Source organism: Actinomadura oligospora ATCC 43269 (genome assembly GCF_000518265.1).
Taxonomy (GTDB): domain Bacteria; phylum Actinomycetota; class Actinomycetes; order Streptosporangiales; family Streptosporangiaceae; genus Spirillospora; species Spirillospora oligospora.
On the sequence record NZ_JADG01000011.1, the window covers coordinates 420,033 to 439,683 of the forward strand.

General features: G+C 72.7%; 17 protein-coding genes, 3 tRNA genes and 1 rRNA gene. 9 read left to right on the forward strand and 12 right to left on the reverse strand.

All coding sequences use genetic code 11. The features are described from left to right. Nucleotides 1–14: 14 nt before the first annotated feature. On the reverse strand, nucleotides 15–638 hold the full coding sequence (locus tag P696_RS46855) for a GntR family transcriptional regulator (RefSeq protein WP_051467926.1): 624 nt from the start codon (nucleotides 636–638) through the stop codon (nucleotides 15–17). 223 nt (nucleotides 639–861) lie between these two features. Here P696_RS46855 and pdhA point away from each other — a divergent pair, with 223 nt between their 5' ends. The 3 genes from pdhA to P696_RS0120075 are packed head-to-tail and all read left to right on the forward strand — an operon-like array spanning nucleotide 862 to nucleotide 4,305. Then, on the forward strand, nucleotides 862–2,001 hold the full coding sequence (gene pdhA / locus P696_RS0120065) for a pyruvate dehydrogenase (acetyl-transferring) E1 component subunit alpha (RefSeq protein ID WP_026413724.1): 1,140 nt from the start codon (nucleotides 862–864) through the stop codon (nucleotides 1,999–2,001). Between the two features lie 13 nt (nucleotides 2,002–2,014). Then, on the forward strand, nucleotides 2,015–3,031 hold the full coding sequence (locus P696_RS0120070; RefSeq protein ID WP_026413725.1) for an alpha-ketoacid dehydrogenase subunit beta: 1,017 nt from the start codon (nucleotides 2,015–2,017) through the stop codon (nucleotides 3,029–3,031). Next, nucleotides 3,028–4,305, forward strand: a complete 1,278-nt coding sequence (locus P696_RS0120075; protein WP_026413726.1) for a dihydrolipoamide acetyltransferase family protein — start codon at nucleotides 3,028–3,030, stop codon at nucleotides 4,303–4,305. Before P696_RS0120070 ends, P696_RS0120075 begins: the two co-directional genes overlap by 4 nt. Nucleotides 4,306–4,580: 275 nt before the next feature. Here the strand turns inward: P696_RS0120075 and P696_RS0120080 are convergent, their stop codons facing one another. Both P696_RS0120080 and P696_RS46860 read right to left on the reverse strand, forming a co-directional pair. Next, nucleotides 4,581–4,793 carry a hypothetical protein gene (locus P696_RS0120080; RefSeq protein ID WP_026413727.1) on the reverse strand — a complete coding sequence of 71 codons (213 nt, stop codon included), beginning with the start codon at nucleotides 4,791–4,793 and terminating at the stop codon, nucleotides 4,581–4,583. A 40-nt stretch (nucleotides 4,794–4,833) separates the two neighbouring features. After that, entirely contained in the window at nucleotides 4,834–6,165 is a 1,332-nt protein-coding gene (locus tag P696_RS46860; protein WP_342669028.1) for a protein kinase domain-containing protein, read from the reverse strand. A 176-nt stretch (nucleotides 6,166–6,341) separates the two neighbouring features. Here P696_RS46860 and P696_RS46865 point away from each other — a divergent pair, with 176 nt between their 5' ends. Both P696_RS46865 and P696_RS0120095 read left to right on the forward strand, forming a co-directional pair. Further along, nucleotides 6,342–6,761 carry a pyridoxamine 5'-phosphate oxidase family protein gene (locus tag P696_RS46865; RefSeq protein ID WP_051467908.1) on the forward strand — a complete coding sequence of 140 codons (420 nt, stop codon included), beginning with the start codon at nucleotides 6,342–6,344 and terminating at the stop codon, nucleotides 6,759–6,761. A gap of 46 nt (nucleotides 6,762–6,807) precedes the next feature. Further along, a complete protein-coding gene (locus P696_RS0120095) occupies nucleotides 6,808–7,698 on the forward strand; it encodes a prenyltransferase/squalene oxidase repeat-containing protein (RefSeq protein ID WP_026413728.1) in 891 nt (296 codons plus the stop codon). A 4-nt stretch (nucleotides 7,699–7,702) separates the two neighbouring features. Here the strand turns inward: P696_RS0120095 and P696_RS0120100 are convergent, their stop codons facing one another. The 6 genes from P696_RS0120100 to P696_RS0120125 form a co-directional block, all read right to left on the reverse strand. Beyond that, complete coding sequence (locus P696_RS0120100) at nucleotides 7,703–9,553, reverse strand: tetratricopeptide repeat protein (protein ID WP_026413729.1); 1,851 nt, start codon at nucleotides 9,551–9,553, stop codon at nucleotides 7,703–7,705. 393 nt (nucleotides 9,554–9,946) lie between these two features. Next, a tRNA-Arg gene (locus P696_RS0120105) sits at nucleotides 9,947–10,019 on the reverse strand. Between the two features lie 89 nt (nucleotides 10,020–10,108). Further along, nucleotides 10,109–10,181: transfer RNA gene (locus P696_RS0120110), tRNA-Ile, on the reverse strand. 5 nt (nucleotides 10,182–10,186) lie between these two features. Then, nucleotides 10,187–10,271, reverse strand: a tRNA-Ser gene (locus P696_RS0120115). Between the two features lie 620 nt (nucleotides 10,272–10,891). After that, the gene (locus P696_RS0120120) at nucleotides 10,892–12,811 is read right to left on the reverse strand and encodes a glycoside hydrolase family 3 protein (protein ID WP_245627734.1); all 1,920 of its coding nucleotides are present in this window, start codon (nucleotides 12,809–12,811) and stop codon (nucleotides 10,892–10,894) included. Nucleotides 12,812–12,959: 148 nt separating this feature from the next. Continuing rightward, nucleotides 12,960–13,799, reverse strand: a complete 840-nt coding sequence (locus P696_RS0120125) for an oxidoreductase (protein ID WP_026413731.1) — start codon at nucleotides 13,797–13,799, stop codon at nucleotides 12,960–12,962. 82 nt (nucleotides 13,800–13,881) lie between these two features. Here P696_RS0120125 and P696_RS0120130 point away from each other — a divergent pair, with 82 nt between their 5' ends. Next, nucleotides 13,882–14,766, forward strand: a complete 885-nt coding sequence (locus P696_RS0120130; RefSeq protein ID WP_026413732.1) for a LysR family transcriptional regulator — start codon at nucleotides 13,882–13,884, stop codon at nucleotides 14,764–14,766. A gap of 25 nt (nucleotides 14,767–14,791) precedes the next feature. On the opposite strand, the gene P696_RS46870 is transcribed toward P696_RS0120130, so the two are convergent. Continuing rightward, the gene (locus P696_RS46870; protein ID WP_034485793.1) at nucleotides 14,792–15,958 is read right to left on the reverse strand and encodes an MFS transporter; all 1,167 of its coding nucleotides are present in this window, start codon (nucleotides 15,956–15,958) and stop codon (nucleotides 14,792–14,794) included. Between the two features lie 91 nt (nucleotides 15,959–16,049). On the opposite strand from P696_RS46870, the gene P696_RS0120140 reads away from it, so the two are divergent. The 3 genes from P696_RS0120140 (at nucleotide 16,050) to P696_RS0120150 (ending at nucleotide 18,530) form a co-directional block, all read left to right on the forward strand. After that, nucleotides 16,050–16,823, forward strand: coding sequence for an AraC family transcriptional regulator (locus P696_RS0120140; protein WP_026413733.1), 774 nt, complete (start codon nucleotides 16,050–16,052; stop codon nucleotides 16,821–16,823). Between the two features lie 194 nt (nucleotides 16,824–17,017). Continuing rightward, nucleotides 17,018–17,932 (forward strand): hypothetical protein, encoded by a 915-nt coding sequence (locus P696_RS0120145; protein ID WP_051467909.1) that lies wholly within the window; start codon nucleotides 17,018–17,020, stop codon nucleotides 17,930–17,932. 52 nt (nucleotides 17,933–17,984) lie between these two features. Further along, entirely contained in the window at nucleotides 17,985–18,530 is a 546-nt protein-coding gene (locus P696_RS0120150) for a GNAT family N-acetyltransferase (RefSeq protein ID WP_026413735.1), read from the forward strand. 27 nt (nucleotides 18,531–18,557) lie between these two features. Here P696_RS0120150 and P696_RS57490 read toward each other — a convergent pair whose 3' ends face one another. Together P696_RS57490 and rrf are read right to left on the reverse strand one after the other, a co-directional pair. Next, on the reverse strand, nucleotides 18,558–18,899 hold the full coding sequence (locus tag P696_RS57490; RefSeq protein ID WP_211245803.1) for a dihydrofolate reductase family protein: 342 nt from the start codon (nucleotides 18,897–18,899) through the stop codon (nucleotides 18,558–18,560). Nucleotides 18,900–19,410: 511 nt separating this feature from the next. Then, nucleotides 19,411–19,527: ribosomal RNA gene (rrf, locus tag P696_RS0120160) — 5S ribosomal RNA — on the reverse strand. Between the last annotated feature and the right edge of the window lie 124 nt (nucleotides 19,528–19,651).

Consider the following 19,651-nt stretch of genomic DNA (forward strand, 5'->3'; position numbering starts at 1 on the left):
CCCTGCGGGCGAGGTCAGGGGCGGTAGGTGAGGGGGGCGTAGTTCATCACGTGGTCGTGGAGCATCTGCGGGGCGGCCGGGTCCTGCTGGCGGAAGGCCTCGATGATCCGGGCGTGCTCGGCGGACTTGGAGTAGATCTCGGTCTTGTGGAGCCGGAGGGACAGGGTCGTCCAGACCTCGATGCCCAGGCCCTCCCAGACCGAGGTAAGCAACTGGTTACCGCTGAAGCCGACCACCAACCGGTGAAAGTGGATGCTTTCGCGGATCTGCTCGTCCAGGTCGCCCGCGGTGGCGGCCTCGGCGAGCCGGGCGTTCTGCTCCTCGAGCTCGTCCAGGTGGGCGGTGAGGCTCGGCAGGGCGAGTTCGACGGCGGTACGTTCGAGCCCGGCCCGGACGGGGAAGATCTCCGCCAGGTCGCGTTCGTCGAACGGGCGGACGCGGGCGCCGCGGTTGGGCAGCGTCTCGATCAGCCGCAGGGTCTCCAGCAGGCGCAACGCCTCGCGCACCGGCCCCTGGCTGACGCCCAGCTCGGTGGCCACACGGCGTTCGACGATGCGCTCGCCGGGCTGCCAGCGGCCACTGGAGATGCCGTCCACGATGAACTCGCGGATCTGGTCGACCAGGCCGGTGCGGCGCAGGAGGGCGGGCCGGGCGACGGTCTGGGCGACGGACTCGGACTGGGCGGCGGACGGTGCGGCGGACGGGGCGTTCACGTCCCCCATGGTAGGGGGCGCGCGGGAATGAACACTGGTCCAGACCTCTTGACCTAGGGCATATGATCGATCATTGATCAATGATGATCGGTGATGAGTGGCGCGGCGACCCCGCGGCACCCTCTCCCCGTACGGAGGAAGAACGCCGATGGCTGAGACCACGAAGGCAGCCCCGGGCCGAGCTCGCCGGACCCCCGGCCCGACCAGCACCAGGGGCACGGCGGCGAAGGGAACCCCCAAGGCCGCCGACAACCGCGCCAGCGCCGTCGCCCGCCGCAGGGCCGACGACGAGGCGCGCGTTGAGTACTTCCGGCAGATGCTGCTGGTGCGCCGGTTCGAGGAGCGGACCGCCCGGGCCTACACCGAGGCCAAGATCGGCGGTTACTGCCACCTGAACCTGGGTGAGGAGGCCACGGTCGTCGGCCTGATGGCCGCGCTGCGTCCCACCGACTACCTGTTCACCAACTACCGCGAGCACGGCTACGCGATCGCCAAGGGCATCGAGCCGCGCCGCGTGATGGCCGAGCTGTACGGCCGCTCCACCGGCGTGTCCAAGGGCTGGGGCGGGTCGATGCACATGTTCGACACCGAGGCCCGGCTGCTCGGCGGCTACGGCATCGTCGGCGGCCAGCTCCCGCTCGCGACCGGCGCCGCGATGGCGGTCTCCTACCGCGGCGGCGACGACGTCGTGATGGTCCAGATGGGCGAGGGGACGGCCGCGATCGGCGCGTTCCACGAGTCGCTGAACATCGCAGCGCTGTGGAACCTGCCGGTGGTGTTCGTGATCATCAACAACGGCCTCGGCATGGGCACCACGGTCGAGCACTCCGCCGCCGAGCCCGAGCTGTACAAGCGCGGCGCCGCGTACCGGATGGCCAGCATGCGGGTGGACGGCACGGACGTGATCGCCGTCCGGGACGCGGCCCGCGAGGCCGTCGAGCGCGCCCGCGAGGAGAACCGTCCCTACCTGCTGGAGTGCACCAGCCCGCGGCTGCGCGGCCACTCGGTCGTCGACCCGGCCAAGTACCGCACCAAGGAGGAGAAGGAGGCCCTCAAGGCCGCCGACCCCCTCGCCAAGGCCCAGCTGGAGCTCCAGGAGGAGGGGCTGCTGTCGGTCGAGGACATCGAGCGCCTCGAGGCCGAGATCGCCGAGATCGTGACCGACGCGGCCACCTTCGCCGACGAGTCCCCGCACCCCGAGGTGTCGACGCTGTTCGACTACACCTACGCGACGCCGGTGCCGAACGACCTGCCGCGACTTCCCGCCGACCCGCTCTTCCGCGTCTGAGAGATCGACTTCCATGGCAACCATCACCTACCGCCAGGCCCTGCGCGACACGCTGCGGGCCGAGATGCTCCGTGACGAGAACGTCCTGCTCATGGGCGAGGAGATCGGCGTCTTCGAGGGCTCCTACAAGATCACCGAGGGCCTGCTGAAGGAGTTCGGGGAGCGCCGCGTGCGCGACACCCCGATCGCCGAGGAGGGCTTCGTCGGCGCCGCGATCGGCGCGGCCATGCTGGGCCTGCGCCCGGTCGTGGAGCTCATGACGATCAACTTCTCGTTGCTGGCGCTGGACCAGATCGTCAACCACGCCGCCAAGATCTACGGCATGTTCGGCGGGCAGAAGCCCGTCCCGATGGTGATCCGCACGCCCGGCGGCGGCGGTCAGCAGCTCGGGGCGACGCACTCGCAGAACGTCGAGCTGTACTACTCGTTCGTGCCGGGCCTGAAGGTCGTCGCGCCGTCCACGCCGCTGGAGGCGTCCGCGCTGCTCAAGGCCGCGATCCGCGACGACGACCCGGTCCTGTTCCTGGAGAACCTCGCGCTCTACAACACCAAGGGCGAGGTGCCGGACGACATCGCCGACGTCCAGCCCGCCGAGATCGGCCGCGCGGCCGTGACCCGCGAGGGCACCGACATCACGATCATCGGCTACTCGCGGATGGCGCACGTCGCGTCCGAGGTGGCCGAGAGGCTGGCCGCCGAGGGCGTGTCCGCCGAGGTCGTCGACCTGCGCAGCCTGCGCCCGCTCGACCGCGAGACCATCGTGGCCTCGGTCCGCAAGACCGGCTCGGCGGTCGTCGCCGAGGACGACTGGCTGACCTACGGGATCGGCGCGGAGATCGCCGCGACGATCCAGGAGGGCGCGTTCGACTGGCTGGACGCCCCGGTCCGCCGGGTCGCCATGGCCGAGGTCCCGCTGCCCTACAGCAAGCCGCTGGAGACGGCCGCCCTCCCGTCCGCAGACTCCCTGCTCACCGCCGTTCGCGAAACGCTCCGCGCGACCGGCCGTCCGACCCTGGAGACCGTCCGATGACCGAGATCCTGATGCCTCGCCTCTCCGACACCATGGAGGAGGGCGTCATCGCCGCCTGGCAGAAGAAGCCGGGGGACGAGGTGGCCGTCGGCGACGTGCTCTGCGAGATCGAGACCGACAAGGCCGTCATGGAGTACGAGGCCTACGAGGCCGGCGTCCTGACGGAGATCCTCGTCGCCGAGGGCGAGACCGCCGCGATCGGCGCTCCGATCGCGATCATCGGCGGCAAGGGCGACGCCCCGGTCACGACCGAGGCGAAGGCCGAGGCCCCGGCCGCCGAGCCCGCGCCCGCCGCCGAGCCTGAGCCCGCGAAGGTCCCGGCGCTGGTCGGCGCCGAGCGGCCGTCGTCGAACGGCGTGTCGGGCACCCGCCCGCCGTCGTCCCCGCTGGCCCGACGCCTGGCCCGCGACCACGGCCTCGACCTGCACACGATCACCGGCACCGGCCCCGGCGGACGGATCATCCGCGCCGACATCGAGGCCGCGATCCGCGGCGGCGCCCAGCCCGCCGCCGCCCCGGCCCCGGCTCCCGCCGCCCCGGCCCCGGCCGCCGCGTCCGCGCCGAAGCCCGCCGCTCCGCAGGTCGCGGACGAGGACGTCGAGCGCGTCCCGCTGAACCGGTTCCGCAAGGTCGCCGCGCGCCGCCTGGTCGAGAGCAAGCAGAACGCGCCGCACTTCTACCTGAACCGCGACGTGGACGCCGAGGCCCTGGTCGCGTTCCGCGGGACCCTGAACGAGGCGCTCGCCCCGGTCAAGGTCAGCGTGAACGACCTGATCGTCAAGGCGTCCGCGCGGGCGCTGCGCGAGCACCCGCAGGTCAACACCTCCTACACCGAGGACGCCCTGCTCGTGCACAAGCGCGTCCACGTCGGCGTCGCCGTCGCCGTCGCGGACGGCCTGCTCGTCCCGGTGATCAAGGACGCGGACCGCAAGTCGGTGTCCCAGATCGGCGCCGAGACGCGCGAGCTGGCCGCCAAGGCCCGGGACGGCAAGCTGTCCCCCGCCGAGATGTCCGGCGGCACGTTCTCGGTCAGCAACCTCGGGATGTTCGGCGTGGACTCGTTCTCCGCCGTGATCAACCCGCCGGAGGCGGCGATCCTCGCGGTCGGCGCCGTCCGCGCGGAGCCGGTGGTCAAGGACGGCCAGGTCGTCCCGGGCCAGCGCATGACGATCACCCTCTCGGTGGACCACCGCGCCGCCGACGGCGCCACCGGCGCCAGGTTCCTGGACCGCCTGGCCCAACTCCTGGAGAACCCACTCCTGATCGTCGCGTAACGTGGCATGGCTGATTTTTCAGCCATGCACCACGCAACGACCTCAACCGGCGCGAGCGCGTGACCAACCGCACGGGGGCAAAGCCGAAGGCGAGCCCCCGAGCGGTTGATCGCGAAGCGATGCCGCGCTCGCACGAGCATTCGGGCTGAGGGCGAGCCGCCAGGCGAGCCCTCAGAGCCGAAAGCTCCATAAATACCGCCGCCCATGGCGCACCCCGTGGGGCGGCACTACGGCCCCGCGCCTCACCGGTGACCCCGGTGGGACGCGGGGTCGCGTCATTTGCTGGGTTCGGGCAGGTCCTTGCAGGAGATCTTGGGGTTGACGCCGAGGTAGTTGAGCGGCCCGGCGACCACCGTCACCGCGATCGTTCCGCTGCGGCTGCAGTCTTTGACCTGGTCCTTGACGGGACGGTCGTAGTAGTGGCGCTGGCCTGCGGCGACGGCGCCGATGACGAGCCAGAGGAGCAGCACGACCGAGGAGATCCGCATAGCCTCATCGTGCAGGCCGGATCGCGTGACGACAAGCGGTTCACGCCTGACGACAGGGTGTTCCGTCCAGGTTGAAGGCGTCCGGGCGGGGTTCGGGGTCGCCGCCTGAGGCGGTTCCGAGGAAGCCGAACCCGACGCTGCCGCGCGGAGGGACGCCGCGGTCGTAGTCGGCGGCGGTGACGGTGACGTCCGCGCCGGACTGCCGCTGGGTTCCGTTCCAGATCTGGGTGATCCGCTCGTCCCGGCCGAAGGTCCAGCTGAGGCGCCAGCCGTCGAGGGCCCTGGTTCCCAGGTTGGTGATCCGGACGCTCGCCTGGAATCCGCCGGGCCACCGTCCGGTCACCGCGTACGCGACCGCGCAGGTGGTCTCGGCGGGCGTGGACGGCGGCGCGGTGGTCGCGTGGGCGGCCGGTGCGGGCGACGCGCCGGGCCGTCCGCCGTCGGAGAGCGCGGCGAGCAGCACGAGGACGACGAGCAGCGCGACGGCCGCTCCTCCGCCGATCAGCAGCGTCCGCCGGGACGTCTCCGAGTCGGCGGGCGGCGGGGCCGGGTCGTCCAGGACGCGTGTCGGGTTCGCCGGAGCCGGACGGTCGCCGATCACCCCGGTGGGCTCGTCCGCGCCGCCCGGATCCGGCCCCGGCGCGGAGGGGGACGGGATCGGCGGGAGGTGGGCGGCGTCCGCGAGGATCTCGCCCGCCTCGGCCGCGCTCGGACGGCGGCCGGGGTCGGCGTCCAGGCAGTGCTCCACAAGTTCACCCAGGCCGGACGGCACGGGCGGCGGCAGTGTCTCGCGCAGCAGGACGCCGAGGGCGTGCACGTCGGAGGCGGGGGCCGGGTCGGCTCCGGCGAGGAGTTCGGGCGCGAGGTAGGCGGGGGTGCCGAGGAGCGCGCCGTCCGCCGTCCGGGCCCCGAAGGCGAGGCCGAAGTCGACGACCTTCACCCCGGACGGGGTGAGGACGACGTTGGCGGGCTTCACGTCGCGGTGGACGACGCCCGCCGCGTGCGCCGCCGCCAGCGCCCGGGCGATCTGGGCGCCCACGGCCGCGGCCTCGCGGGGCGGCAGCGGGCCGCGGGCGAGCCGCGCGGCGAGGGTCTCGCCGTCCAGCAGTTCCATGACCACGTACGGGAGGCGTCCGCCGCCCGGGAGCTCGGCCTCGCCGTAGTCGTGGACGCCGGTGATGCCGGGGTGGTTGAGGCGGGCCGCGGCCGTGGCCTCCCGGCGCAGCCGCCGCGCCGACCGGCCCGGGCCGTCCGCGCGCGGGACCTTGACCGCGACCGGGCGGGACAGCACGCCGTCGAAGGCGCGCCAGACCGTGGCCATGCCGCCGTCGCCGACGCGGGCCTCGAGGCGGTACCGGCCGCCGAGCAGCAGTCCGGTCGCAGCGGATCGTCCACCGGGCGCTCCCGTCTCTCCCTTGGGACGTGCTTGACCCTACCCGGACCGGGGCGGGACCCCGGGCGGGCCGGGAAGCGATCAAGCCCACGGCGTGGCGGCGGCCTGGGCGGGTAGGGCTGGAATCGAGACCGTTCGAGGAGAGAGGAGCCGCCATGGCCGAACCCCAGGGACGTCCGACGCTGTCGGCGCTCGACCGCGACGAGTGCCTGAAGCTGATCTCCCCGGGCGGTGTGGGCCGGGTGGCCTACGACGACGGCGAGGGGCCGACGGTGACCCCGGTCAACTACGTCGTGGACGGCGAGGCGATCATCTTCCGCACCTCCCTCGCGGGGCGGCTGAACAAGAACATCGGCGGGCTGCCGTCCGGCGGCGAGGTCCGGATCGCGTTCGAGGTGGACCGGATCGACCCCGAGCGCCGCGCCGGGTGGAGCGTGCTGCTGCGCGGCGGGGCCCGGCAGCTGGAGGACGACGAGGACTCCGCGGACGTGGAGCCGTGGCCCGCCGAGTCGCGGCCCGCCCGCGTCCGGCTGACCGCGAAGGACATCACGGGCCGCCGCCTCGGCGGCGGGTGACCGAAAGCTACAAGACCGGCCGGAAAGGGCCGTCCAGGATGGGCTTATGAGCATCGACCTGAACAAGGCCGCCGATTTCATGGCCAGGAACGCGCGGATCCTGGACCGGCGGCGTTTCGACTTCCTCTGCAGCGAGCGCGGCGACGTCGAGGCCGTGATCGCGGCCCTCGAGGGCTACCGGAACCCGGACGGCGGCTACGGCTGGGGCCTGGAGCCCGACCTGCGCTCGCCGGAGAGCCAGACCGGCGCCGCCGCGCACGCCTTCGAAGTGTTCGCCGAGGTCGGCGGGCACCCGCACGCCGTCCAGCTGTGCGACTGGCTGGACTCGGTGTCCCTGCCGGACGGCGGCGTGCCGTTCGCCCTGCCGGTCACCAGCCAGGCGGGGAACGCGCCGTGGTGGTCGACGGCCGACACGACCGTGTCGTCCCTGCAGATCACCGCGATCACGCTGGTCGCCGCGCGCCGGGTCGCCGAGGTCGACCCCGGCGTGGCCGAGCACCCCTGGCTGGAGCGCGCCACCAACTACTGCGTGGGCTCGGTCGCCGCCCTGGACGGGCCTCCCCACGCCTACATCCTGGCGTTCGCCGTGCGGGCGATGGACGCCCTCCAGGACGTCCACCCGCAGGCCCCCGAGCTGCTCGAAGGGCTCGCCGCGCACGTCCCGGACGACGGCCGGGTCCAGGTCGAGGGCGGCACCGAGGACGAGTACCTGCATCCGCTCGACTTCGCCGCCGTCCCGGGCCGTCCGCCGCGCGACCTGTTCTCGCCCGAGATCGTCGCCGCCGACCTGGCCCGCCTCGAGGCGGGTCAGCAGGAGGACGGAGGCTGGACGGTCGAGTACGCCAAGATCTCGCCCGCGGGCGCGCTGGAGTGGCGCGGGTACGAGACCGTCCGCGTCCTGTGCGCGCTGCGCGCCGCCGGGGTCCTCACGTCCTGAGCCGTCAGCCGAGGTCGGCGAGGGCCTTCTCTATGTCGGGGTCGCCGGGGGCCAGGTCTCGCGCGCGCACGAGGTCGTCGCGTGCCTCCGGGGACCGTCCGAGGGCCGCCAGGACGACCGCGCGGTTGAAGAGGACGGCCGCGTCCTCGCCCAGGTCCAGCGCGCGGGTCAGGTCGCGGACGGCGGCCTCGGCGTCCCCCGTCTCGTAGGCGAGGACGCCCCGGCTCGCCCATGCCGCGGCGAGCGTCGGGTCGTGCCCCAATGCCTGGTCGAAGGCGTCACGCGCGCGGTCGCCGTGGCCCTCGGCGGCCTCGATCTGGCCGAGGACGCTGAGCAGGTGCGCGTCCCCCGGACGGTGGACGAGCCCGGCGGTGCAGTCGGCGCGGGCCTCGTCGTTGCGGCCGAGGGCGACGAGCAGCCCCGCGCGGTTCGTCCGGGCCTCGGCGAAGCCCGGGTCCAGTTCGAGGGCGTGGTCGAGGTCGGCGAGCGCGCCGTCGAGGTCGCCGCCCGCGAACCTTGCCTCGGACCGGTTGAAGTACGGCTCGGGGAACGGCGGGCCCGCCGCCATCGCGGTCTCGTAGTCGGCGACGGCCTCGTCCACGCGGCCGAGGCGCAGCAGCAGGTTGCCCCGGTCGATGTAGTAGTCGGGGTGGACGGGGTCGGCGTCGATCACGGCCGTCCAGTCGCGGAGCGCGTCGCCGGTGCGGCCGAGCCGATCCAGGACCGTGGCGCGGTTGGCGAGGAGGACCATCCGGTGGACGGGCTGGGCGTCCGGCGCCAGGTCGCGGCCCGCCAGGTCGAGCGCCTCCTGGACGAACCGCAGCGCCTCGTCGTCCCGTCCGCGCCGGGATTCGACCAGGGCCCGTCCGTTGAGGTCGAAGCCGAGCTTGATCGCGCGCTCGGCCCGGTCCGGCAGCAGGCCGCAGATCGCGATCGCGGTGTTCGTCCAGGCCAGCGCGGCGGTCAGGTCGCGGCGCGCCGGGTCGTGGTGGCGGACGGCGAGCATCGCCAGCGAGTAGGCGATCGTGGAGTGCCACACCGCCGAGTCGGTCGAGGCGCGGGCGCGGTTCAGCAGGCGTTCGGCCTCGTCCTCGCGATGCAGCGCGGACAGCGCCATCGCGGTCGCGTGGACGAGCTCCCACCACACGGCAGGGTCGCCGTCCGGATGCTCCTCGGGGTCGGCGTGGGCGATGCCGCGCACACCGAGTTCGGCGGCGGCGTCGTGGCAGCCGTGGTTCAGGCACCAGCCGACCGCGTACGCGTACGATGCGGCGGCGCGGACCGGGTCGCCCGCTCGATCCCGGTGATGCAGGACGATCCCGAGTCGCGGCCCTACCAGACCGGACGCCTCCAGGTCGTCCGCGCGTGCGGCATGCTCGTCGGGGCTGAGCTCGTCGCCGGGCAGTTCCGGCACCGCCCCGTCGTCCGTCCGGACGGTCAGCAGCGCGGTGTCGACGCGGCGCCGGAGCACCGTGAACAGTTCGACGTCGGCGAGGTCGGCCTCGGCGAACCCCTCGAGCACGACCGTGCGCGGACGCCCGGACGCGCGCAGCCACTCCCGGACGAACTCGGCCACGCCGTTCGCGACGCGCAACGTCCGGCGCGCGGCGGGAACGAGGACGCGTTCCTTGCGTTCGACGCGTTCCACCAGCGTGACGCGCCGCGCCGGGACCAGGTCGCCCAGGTCGGGCGCGACCGCGCGCAGTTCGATGTCGTAGGCGGCGAGCAGATCGGAACGTTCCGCGGCGGCCTCGCGGGCGAGCTCGCCGACCAGCGCGGCGCCCGCGCTGTACGGCCCGCCGATCCGCCGGTCCGCCGTGATCCGCAGGTCCACCGCGCCCCGCGGCTCCGCCATGTCCCGCGGCTCCGTCCTGGTCCGCCGCTCCGCCGTGGCCCGCCGCTCCGCGGCGCCCTGCCGCTCCGTCGTGTCGCTTCGGCGTCCGGCGCTCACAGGCCGGAGTGCCTGGCGCTGGCCACGCCGCGCAGGGCGACCGGCCCGGTTCTGTGCACGAGGATCCGCTTCATCGTCCGCCCCTCACCCGGTGTGAACCCGATGCACCCATGCGTATCCCGTGCGGAGCGTCCTTCACAACGTCCGAACGGGCGGTGACCTGTATCGGTCAGTTTTCCGGGTTTCGGGGGCCGGCCGGCGCTCGCCGGCCGGCCCCGCGCGGGGCCTCCATCCGGAGTCGAACCGGACCCTCCAGGGCCACGACCTGGTGTGCGGACCGCCACACCATGGAGGCCGTGTCTCCGGCAGGATTCGAACCTGCGGCCTTCGGGTCCGCAACCCGACGCGCTTTCCACTGCGCCACGGAGACTTGCTGTGAAATTGTGCGCGCACGCCTTTTGACGAACTGCGCGGGCACACTTTTTTGACGAACTGTGCGAGCACGCCTGTGACAACGCGTGGCGGATGCGGGAATCGAACCCGCCTGCAACGGTTTATGAGGCCGCCGAAAGCACCAGCTCTCCTATCCGCCCTGCGCGGAGGGTGCGAGATTCGAACTCGCGCGGGGCGAACCCCGACCACGGCTTAGCAAGCCGCTGCCTTTCCACTCGGCCAACCCTCCCGGGGGCCGCTGGAACGCGAAACCGCCCGCCGGGCTCCGGGCCCGCGGGCGGCGATGGACGTCAGGACGTGCTGGTCACGTCCGTCGGACACCGCTCCCGAGACCGGAGAGATGACGACTGTGCGGCATTCGGCGATGACGTCGCATGGTCCCTCTCCCCTCGTTCGGCGGACGCTGTCCGCTGCTGACAACGATCACTCTGCCACCCCCATTCCCCACCCGCAACCGCTTTTCCGGACGCCACGACGGCCCCGCTTTCGGCACGATCACCCCAGCCCGACACCGACCGGACGGCGACGAATTCCATCACCGCAGGCGCACACATCCGACGACCACGTGCATATCGCGAAACGACGCTTCGAGTCCCCCATGGCATGCGGCGGCCCGCCGGACGCCGTCCGCGTCCGGCGGGCCGCCGGCACCGGTGTCGCCCAGCGGGCCTCAGCCCGCGTGCTTGGCGCTCGCCGAGCCTCGCAGCGCGACCGGTCCCGGCCTGTGAATGACGACTTTCTTCATCTCGTCCGCCCCTTCAGTCACTTTTGTCCTTCAACCGTTCCACTATCACCGGGGACCTCATCCGGAGACCACTGTCAAGCGGACATGTGACCTTAAGCGGCCAATCAGTGGCGATAGGTGAGTCCGAACCCGTAAGGGAACAAGGGGGACTTCCCGTCGCCCCTGTTCACGGGCTCCTGGGACGCGTCGCGCGGCCAGCTGACGGGCAGCCGCCCGCTCGGCCGGACGCTCCCGAACAGCACGTCCGCGACGCCCTGCCCCTCGGTTCCCGGCAGCCACGACTCGACGAGCGCGTTCCAGCCGGGCAGTTGCGCGGCGATGTCCAGCGGACGCCCCGACACCAGCACCACCACGACCGGCACCCCGGACGCGCGCAGCGTGGCGAGGGTGCCGAGGTCCTGGTCGTCCAGGCCCATGCCGTCCGGGCGGTCGCCCATGAACTCGGCGTACGGGGTCTCCCCGACCACCGCGACGGCGGCCTTGTAGGACGAGTCGATGCCCGTGCCGTCCTTGCTGTAGGTCACGGTCGTCCCCGGACGGACGGTCCGCCGGATGCCCTGCAGGATCGTGGTGCCCTTGGTGACCGGCCCGGACCGGCCCTGCCAGGTCAGCGTCCAGCCGCCGGTCTGGTTGCCGATGTCGTCGGCGTTCTTGCCCGCGACGAAGATCTTCCCGCCGCCCTTCGGCAGCGGCAGCACGTTCCCGGCGTTCTTCAGGACGACCTGCGACTCGGCGACGGCCCGCCGCGCCAGCGCGCGGTGCGCGTCCGAGCCGAACGTGCGCTGCCACGACCGGTCGGCGAACGGATGCTCGAACAGGCCCATCTGGAACTTGACCGTCAGGATCCTGCGGTTCGCGTCGTCGATCCGCGACATCGCGATGTGACCGTTGGCGATCTCACCGCGCAGCACGCCGATGAAGTCCTTCCAGTCCCACGGCTGCATGAACATGTCGATGCCCGCGTTGACCGCCGCCGTGACGCGCTCCGGCGTCAGGCCCGGCGTCCCGCCGCCGATCTGGTCGATGCCGTTGTAGTCGCTGACCACGAAGCCCCGGAAGCCCAGCTCGCGCTTCAGCACGTCGCTGATCAGGTACCGGTTCCCGTGCATCTTGACGCCGTTGAACGAGCTGTAGGAGATCATCACCGAGCCGACGCCGCGCCTCACCGCCTCGCGGAACGGCGGCAGGTGGATCTTCCTCAGCTCGGCCTCGGAGATCTGGGTGTCGCCCTGGTCCTTGCCGCCGGTCGTCCCGCCGTCGCCGACGTAGTGCTTGGCGGTCGCGAGGATGGACGCCGGTCCCGCGCCGAGCCGCTCGCCCTGGAACCCGACGATCTCGGTCGCCATCGCGGACGGCAGGTCCGGCACCTCGCCGAACGACTCGTACGTGCGTCCCCAGCGGTCGTTCCGCGCGACGCACAGGCAGGGCGCGAACGTCCACTGCACTCCGGTTCCCGCGACCTCCTCGGCGGTCGCGCGCCCGATCCTCCGGACGAGCCCGGGGTCGCGGGTCGCGCCGAGCCCGATGTCGTGCGGGAAGATCGTCGCGTCGACCACGTTGTTGTGGCCGTGGACGGCGTCCGCGCCGTAGATCATCGGGATCCTGAGCGGAGTCGCCAGCGCCCCGCGCTGGTACCCGTCGACCATGTCGGCCCAGCCCTGCGGCGTGTTCTCGGTGGGCACCGACCCGCCGCCGGACAGCACCGACCCGAGCCGGTACGCCGTGACGTCGGCCGGGGCGGCGCCGCCGCGCTCGGCCTGCGTCATCTGGCCGAGCTTGTCGTCCAGCGTCATGCGTTTCAGCAGGTCGTCGACGCGTTCCCGGATCGGGCGCCGGGCGTCGAGGTAGGGCGCGTCCGCCGGGGCGGCCCGCTCCTGGAGCCGCCCGGCGGCGGCGGGCGCGGCGTTCGCCGGGAGGGTGGCGGCCCCGAGCGCGCCGAGCGCGGTCACGAGGCCGAGGACGAGGACCCGCGGCGGGGTCCTCAGCGGGGATCGGGGTGCGGATCGGGGTGTGAAGGTGCGCAAGGAAGCCTCCGCGCGGTCGAATTTGTTGCCCCCGACAACAAGCGCACGGTAAGCCGATCACCCGGCCCCGGCAAGCCCCTCCCACCCCACCCGTCCGCATCCGGACGCCCCGTCCACCACCGCCCCGGACGTGGCGTCCGCGCGCGGGTCAGTTCTCGAAGTCGGTGCCGCGGGACACCTTCTCCCAGGTGGCGGCGTCCTCACGGTCGCGGGCGAGGGACGCCTCGATCGCGTCCACCGCGTCGTTGCCGAGCGGCAGGCGCAGCGGCGTCTCGTCCGTGTCCAGGGCGGCGACGATCGCCGCGGCGGCCTTGGCCGGGTCGCCCGGTTGCTTGCCGTCGCTGTCGGGGAGGTTCTTGCGGACCGGCCCGACCAGGTCGGCGTACTCCGGCAGCTCGGCCGTCTGCGCCAGGGAGTTCGTCCCGGCGAACGAGGTCCGGAAGCTGCCCGGCTCCACGATCAGCGTGCGGACGCCGAACCCGGCGACCTCGCCCGCCAGCGCGAGGGTCAGCCCCTCGAGGGCGTGCTTGCTCGCCGAGTACGCGCCGACGCCCGGGAACGACATCCGCCCGCCCATGCTGCTCATCTGCACGATCGCCCCGGCCCCCTGCCGCCGCATGTGCGGGAGCACCGCGCGGACGAGCGCCGCCGGGCCGAAGAAGTGCAGCTCCATCTGCTCGCGCAGCTCCCGGTCGGAGGTCTCCTCGACCGCCCCGACCAGGCCCCGCCCGGCGTTGTTCACCAGGACGTCCACCCGCCCGTGCCACAGGACCGCCTCGGCGACGGCGGCCGAGATCGCGGCCTGGTCGGTGACGTCCAGCGCGACCGCCCGCACCCGGTCGGGGTGCGCGGCCACCAGGTCGTCCAGGGCCTCGGGACGGCGCGCCGCCGCCACCACGACGTCGCCCGCGGCGAGCGCCGCCTCGGCCAGCGCCCGCCCGAAACCCGACGTCGCGCCCGTGATCAACCACACTCGCTGTTCGCTCATGCGCACCGTTATCCACCCGGACGCGCCGCCGCGTCCAAGACAGAAGATCACTCAAGCCATGAACAGCGTTTATCATCCCAGCGTGGAGCTGAGGGAACTGCGCTACCTCGTCGCGATCGCGGACGCCGGGAACGTCGGACGCGCCGCCGCGTCGCTGTACGTCAGCCAGCCCGCGCTGTCCTACGCGCTGCGCCGCCTGGAGTCCGAGTTCGGCGTCCGCCTGTTCGACCGGCACCCCGGCGGCGTCACCGCGACCCCGGCCGGACACGACGTGATCATCGAGGCGCGCCGGACGCTCACCGCCGCCGACGGCGTCCTCGCCGCGGCGGACCGCCACCGGCGAGCCGTGTCCGGAGTGCTGCGGGTCGGTTTCGAGGCGACCGGCGCGGGCGAGCTGACAACGCGCGCCCGCGCGGAGTTCGCGCGACGGCATCCGGGCGTCCGCGTCGAGCCGAAGCGCTTCGACTGGGGCGGCGAGGTCGCCGCGCTCCGCGACGGACGCGTGGACGTGGCGTTCGCCTGGCTTCCCGCCGACCTGTCCGGGCTGCGCTCCGAGGTCGTCCACACCGAGCCGCGCGTGGTCGGCCTGCCCGTCGCGCACCCGCTGGCGTCCCGTCCGGGCCTGTCGGTCATGGACGTCGCGGACGAACCCCTCATGTGGACCGAACGCGCGCCCCGCCCCTGGGTCGACTGGTGGGCGGTCAACCCCCGCCCGGACGGCTCGTCCCCGGTCTGGGGTCCGACCAACGACAACGTCGAGGAAATGCTCGAACAGGTCGCCGAGGGCGCGGCCATCTGCTTCGCGCCCGCCAGCATGGGCCACTACTACACCCGTCCCGACCTGGCCTGGATCCCGCTCGCCGACGTCGAGCCGCTCCGCGTCGCCCTCGCCTGGGCCGCTCCCGGCCCGCTGGTGGACGGCTTCGTCCAGGTCGTCCGCGACCTGATCCGCCCGGAATCCGCCTGACACACAACCCGGCCCGCCGCAGCGGCTAGGCCGCGCCCGGCCGGGCCGCGACGACGGCCTCGATCGGCTCAGGCTCGCGGAGCGTGCGCGCGCCCGCCCAGGCCAGCGCGGGCGCCGCGATCACCGGGACCAACGCGGCGGACGGCGAGGTGGCGTCCGCGAGCGCGCCGAGCGCCGGGCTGACGATCCCGCCGACGCTGACCGCGAGCCCGAGTGTGACGCCACCCGCCGTTCCGACGCGTCCGGGCAGGTAGTCCTGGCCGAGCGTGACCTGCAACGAGAACGGCACGTACAGGGCCGCCGCCGTCGCCGCGACGCCGACGAGCACCAGCGGCCCCGGCAGCAACGCGACACCCGCCACGGACGGCACGGCCAGCGCGTATGCCATCCGCGTGCACCGGACGCGCCCGAACCGCCCGGCGAGCCGTCCACCGAGGACGGTCCCCACCGCACCGCCCCCGAACAGCAGGAACAGCGCCGTCGCCCCGGCCGCGGCCCCGCCGTCCATCCGCTGCTTCGCGACCACCGCGAGCAGCGTGCTCACCCCGAAGAACGCCACCGACCGGCACGTCACCACCAGCGACAACCGCGCGAACATCCCCCAGTCGTCCCGTCCCCCGGACGCCCCCGTCGCCCCGGCCGCCGCCCGAGCGGGCACCGGCGCCCGCGTCACCAGCGCGGTCATCAACGCCCCCAGAACCGCCGGGACGAACAGCCAGGGCGTCGCGCCCAGCCCACCGGCGGCCAGCAACGGCGTGACCAGCAACGGAGCCGCCGCGAACCCGACGTTCCCACCCAGCGAGAACCAGCTCATCGCGGCATGGTCACCCCGCGTGACGCCCCTCGCGAGCCGCGCGGACGCCGGATGGTACGCCGCCACGCCGAGCCCGGACAGCGCGACGACCGTCCATACGGCCGCCCGCTCCCCCGGCACCCCGCTCGCCGCGATCCCGGCCCCCGCGAGCAGCATCGCCACCGGGATCAGCCAGGGCATCCGCCACCGGTCGGTGAGCACCCCGAACACGGGCTGGACGACCGACGACAGCAGCGTCGCGGCCAGCACCACAGCCGACGCCGCGGCATAGCTGTAATGCCGCCCGACGACAAGGAAGGGGACCAGCGCGGGCACCGCTCCCTGGTAGACGTCCACGCAGGCATGCCCGGCCGAAAGCAACAGCACCGAACGCTTCATGACCGCCAGCGTCGCCGCCCGGCCGCTTGTCGCGCTTCCGACATCTCGCCATCATTTACCGGAAACCCGCCAACACACCCCGGAGCCGCCGATGAGCGACACCTCCGCGACGGCGACCCGGCACCTGCCGCAGGCCCCGACCGGAATCAGGCCGCTCGGCCAGGGCAGCGCCCTGAGCGCGCACCGCCACGACAACCCGCAGCTCGTCTACGCCCGCTCGGGAGTCGTCACGGTGACGACCGAGGCCGGGATCTGGCTCGCCTTCCCCGGACGCGGCCTGTGGGTGCCCGCCGGAATCGTCCACGAACACCGCGCCTTCGGCGCCGCCGACCTGCGCCTGGTCGGCGTCCCCCCGTCGGACGACCCGCTCGGCCGCCTCCCCGCGCCCGCGATCGTCGCCGTCGATCCCCTCCTACGCGAACTGGTCCTCACGGTCACCTCCGAACCGGACGACGGCGCCCCCGAACGCGGTCGCCTCCGGTCCGTCCTCCTGGACCGCCTGCGCCGCGCCCCGCTCCTCCCCGGCCAGTACGTCCCCGCCGCACGCGACCCACGCCTGGCCGCTGCCTGCCGCATCCTCCTGGACGACCCGTCCGACCAGGCCACCCTCGCCGACCTGGGCGCCCAGGTCGGCGCCGGAGAACGCACGCTCTCCCGCCTCTTCGCCCGCGAACTGGGCATGGGCTTCCCCCGCTGGCGGACGGCCCTGCGCCTGCACCACGCCCTGATCCTCCTCACCGAGGGAACCCCGGTCACCGCCGTCGCCCACGGCTGCGGCTGGTCGTCCTCGAGCGCGTTCATCGACGCCTACCGCCGCGCCTTCGGCCACACCCCCGGCGCGACCCTCCGCAGCAACCTGCCATGAGAGGCCGTTCCCCCGCTCTGACCAGACTTGTTCTGATTCACCTGAAAAATCCCTGAAAAGGGCATTGACAGGCGTCCGAACTGATCGCACTGTATGGGTCGGCGGCAGGGGCGATCATGCTCCCCCGGCCTCCGCCGCCCGGGCAGCGCGCGCACGCCGATCTCCGTCCCCCGCCTCTCCCAAGGAATCGTGTGATGCAGCGACGACCCCTGCTCGCGTGCGTGCTCCCGCCCCTCCTCCTGACCGCCCTGACGGCCGCCCCCGCGTCAGCCGCCCCCGCCGGCCCGACGCCTCCGAACCCGTCCGCCCCCAAGATCGGACGCGTCGCAGGCGCCCGCCCCGTCCCACGCGACGCGAACACGGCCAAGGCCGTCCGCGCGTTCCAGGAACTCCACCGCGCCCGCCTCGGCAGGACCACCGCCCCTTCCCTCCGCGAGCAGATCCACGAGTTCTGGGGCGTCGAACCCGCCGCCGGAACCCACGACGGCCTCATGGCCACCCACAGCGTCGACCCGTCCTACCGGGTCTCCTACAGCGAGGACTTCACCTACGCGCCGACCACCAAGGCCGCCTCGTCCTGCATGGAGGTCACCACGGTCTACTCGCAGGCCGTCGGCAACGAACTGTGGGCGTGGGACTGGTGCGGCAGCGGCGGCCCCGCCGTCGAGCTCCCCATGGACGCCTCGTTCGAGCGGACCTACACGACCCAGGTGAACGGCCACGCCGCCTACACCGTCCAACTCGTCCGGACGAACGCGTCCACCAACGCCTGGACGGCCTACCTGTACAACCACACGACGAACACCTGGAACTCGTTCTTCAGCAAGTCCGGCCGCGACACCAGCGGACTCCGCTACGGCTGGGACATCTTCGAGATCTACGCCAGCCGCGACCCGTCCACCGGCAACGCCTACTACTGCGCGGACGCCAAGAACGTCGTCTTCGAGAGCAGCTCGATCAAACTCCGCCACTCCACCACGTGGACCCCGGCGAGCCCGTCCGACTCCCCCTGGGCACCGGTCGCCGTTCCCACCCCGTCCGACTACCTCTGCCCGACCCTCACGTTCACCCGGGCGAGCGCCAACGACCACTGGCTGGTGAACCAGTAGGCCCTCGTCCGCCGGGCGACAGCGGCGCCCGGCGGCTGGGTAGTCTGATCCGATGCTCCATTCCGACCGCCTCGTCCTTCGCCGCTGGCGCGAGGACGACCGCGCCCCCTTCGCCGCGCTCAACGCCGACCCCGAGGTCATGAAGCACTTCCCGGCCGTCATGACCCGCGCGGAGAGCGACGCGATGATCGACAGCGTCGACCGGGCCATCGAGGAGCGCGGCTTCGGCTTCTGGGCCCTGGAGGTCGCCGCGACCGGACGGTTCATCGGCATCACCGGCCTGTCCGTCCCGCGCTTCGACGCCCACTTCACCCCGACCGTCGAGGTCGGCTGGCGCCTGACCCGCGACAGCTGGGGCCACGGTTACGCCACCGAGGCCGCCCTCCGCTGCCTGGACTTCGCCTTCACCGAACTCGACCTCCCCGAGGTGGTCGCGTTCACCACCGTCGACAACGCCCGCTCCCGCGCCGTCATGCGCCGCATCGGCATGACCCGCGACCCGGACGACGACTTCGAGCACCCCAACCTCCCCGAAGGCCACCCGGTGCGTCCCCACGTCCTCTACCGCATCACCCCCGCCGACCACCGCCCGAGGTGACCGGCTCACCCCCACCCGCTGACGCCCCTACCCCGCCCCACCCCCAGACAGCGATGCCCCCTGCGGGCGAAACCGCAGGTTGACGGCCTCCGTGGGCCCGTCCCCTCCCACCCGCCGAAGCCGAACAGGAACCCCGCCCGGCCGGTCGAACAACCGGATCCCGTCCCCCAGCAGCACCGGCAGCACATGCAGATCGATCTCGTCGATCAGCCCGCGCTCGATCAGCTGCCGTCCGATGGACGGCGAGAACACCTCGACGTTCTTCCCGTCCGCCGCCTCCAGCGCGATCCGCACCGCCTCCGCCACATCGCAGCTGAGGAACGTCACGTCCTCCGCGGGCTCGGCGTCATCCGGATGGTGCGTCAGCACAAAGATCGGCCCCTGCCAGGCGCCCCCGTACGGCCGACTGCCCCCGATGGCCGCGTCCCATCCGTCCCGTCCCCCAGAACGGCCCCCGTCGTCCGCACGTACTCCTCATGCAGCCCAGGCCGGACGGTCGCCCCGCTCATCCAGCCCATGTCATGCCCCGGCCCGGCCACGAACCCGTCCAGCGACATCGCGAAGTGCCAGAGCACCTTCCCCTCCGCACGCTGCGCCGCAAACTCCTCCACGCCACCCACACCGCCCTCCCGATCGCCCCACCGGCTCCCACTCTCACCAGTCAGACCATCCCCAGGCGGCCAACTCATCGCCGGATCCCACCACCCAGCGAACCCGTCCCCCACGCACGGCCTCCGCCGGCCCAACTGAACAAGCCGACCAAGGTGATCACAAGGACGCCCAAACCACCCCACAAACAAAAAGGGCCCCGCCACAAGTGGCGGGGCCCATAAAAAGAAGTGAGGCCCCGCCATTTCTGGCGGGGCCTCACCCAATATATGTCCGGCGGTGTCCTACTCTCCCACACAGTCTCCCATGCAGTACCATCGGCGCTGAGGGGCTTAACTACCGGGTTCGGGATGGGACCGGGTGTTTCCCCCTCGCCATAACCACCGAACGATCAACGCACAACCCTGAAACACCGGGTTGGCAAGTCTCGTTCGAGCCGTCAAGCTCGGATATTCACTTTATAGCGGTACCCAGTTGTTTTCTGGGAACCACACAGGGACGCGAATCATCTC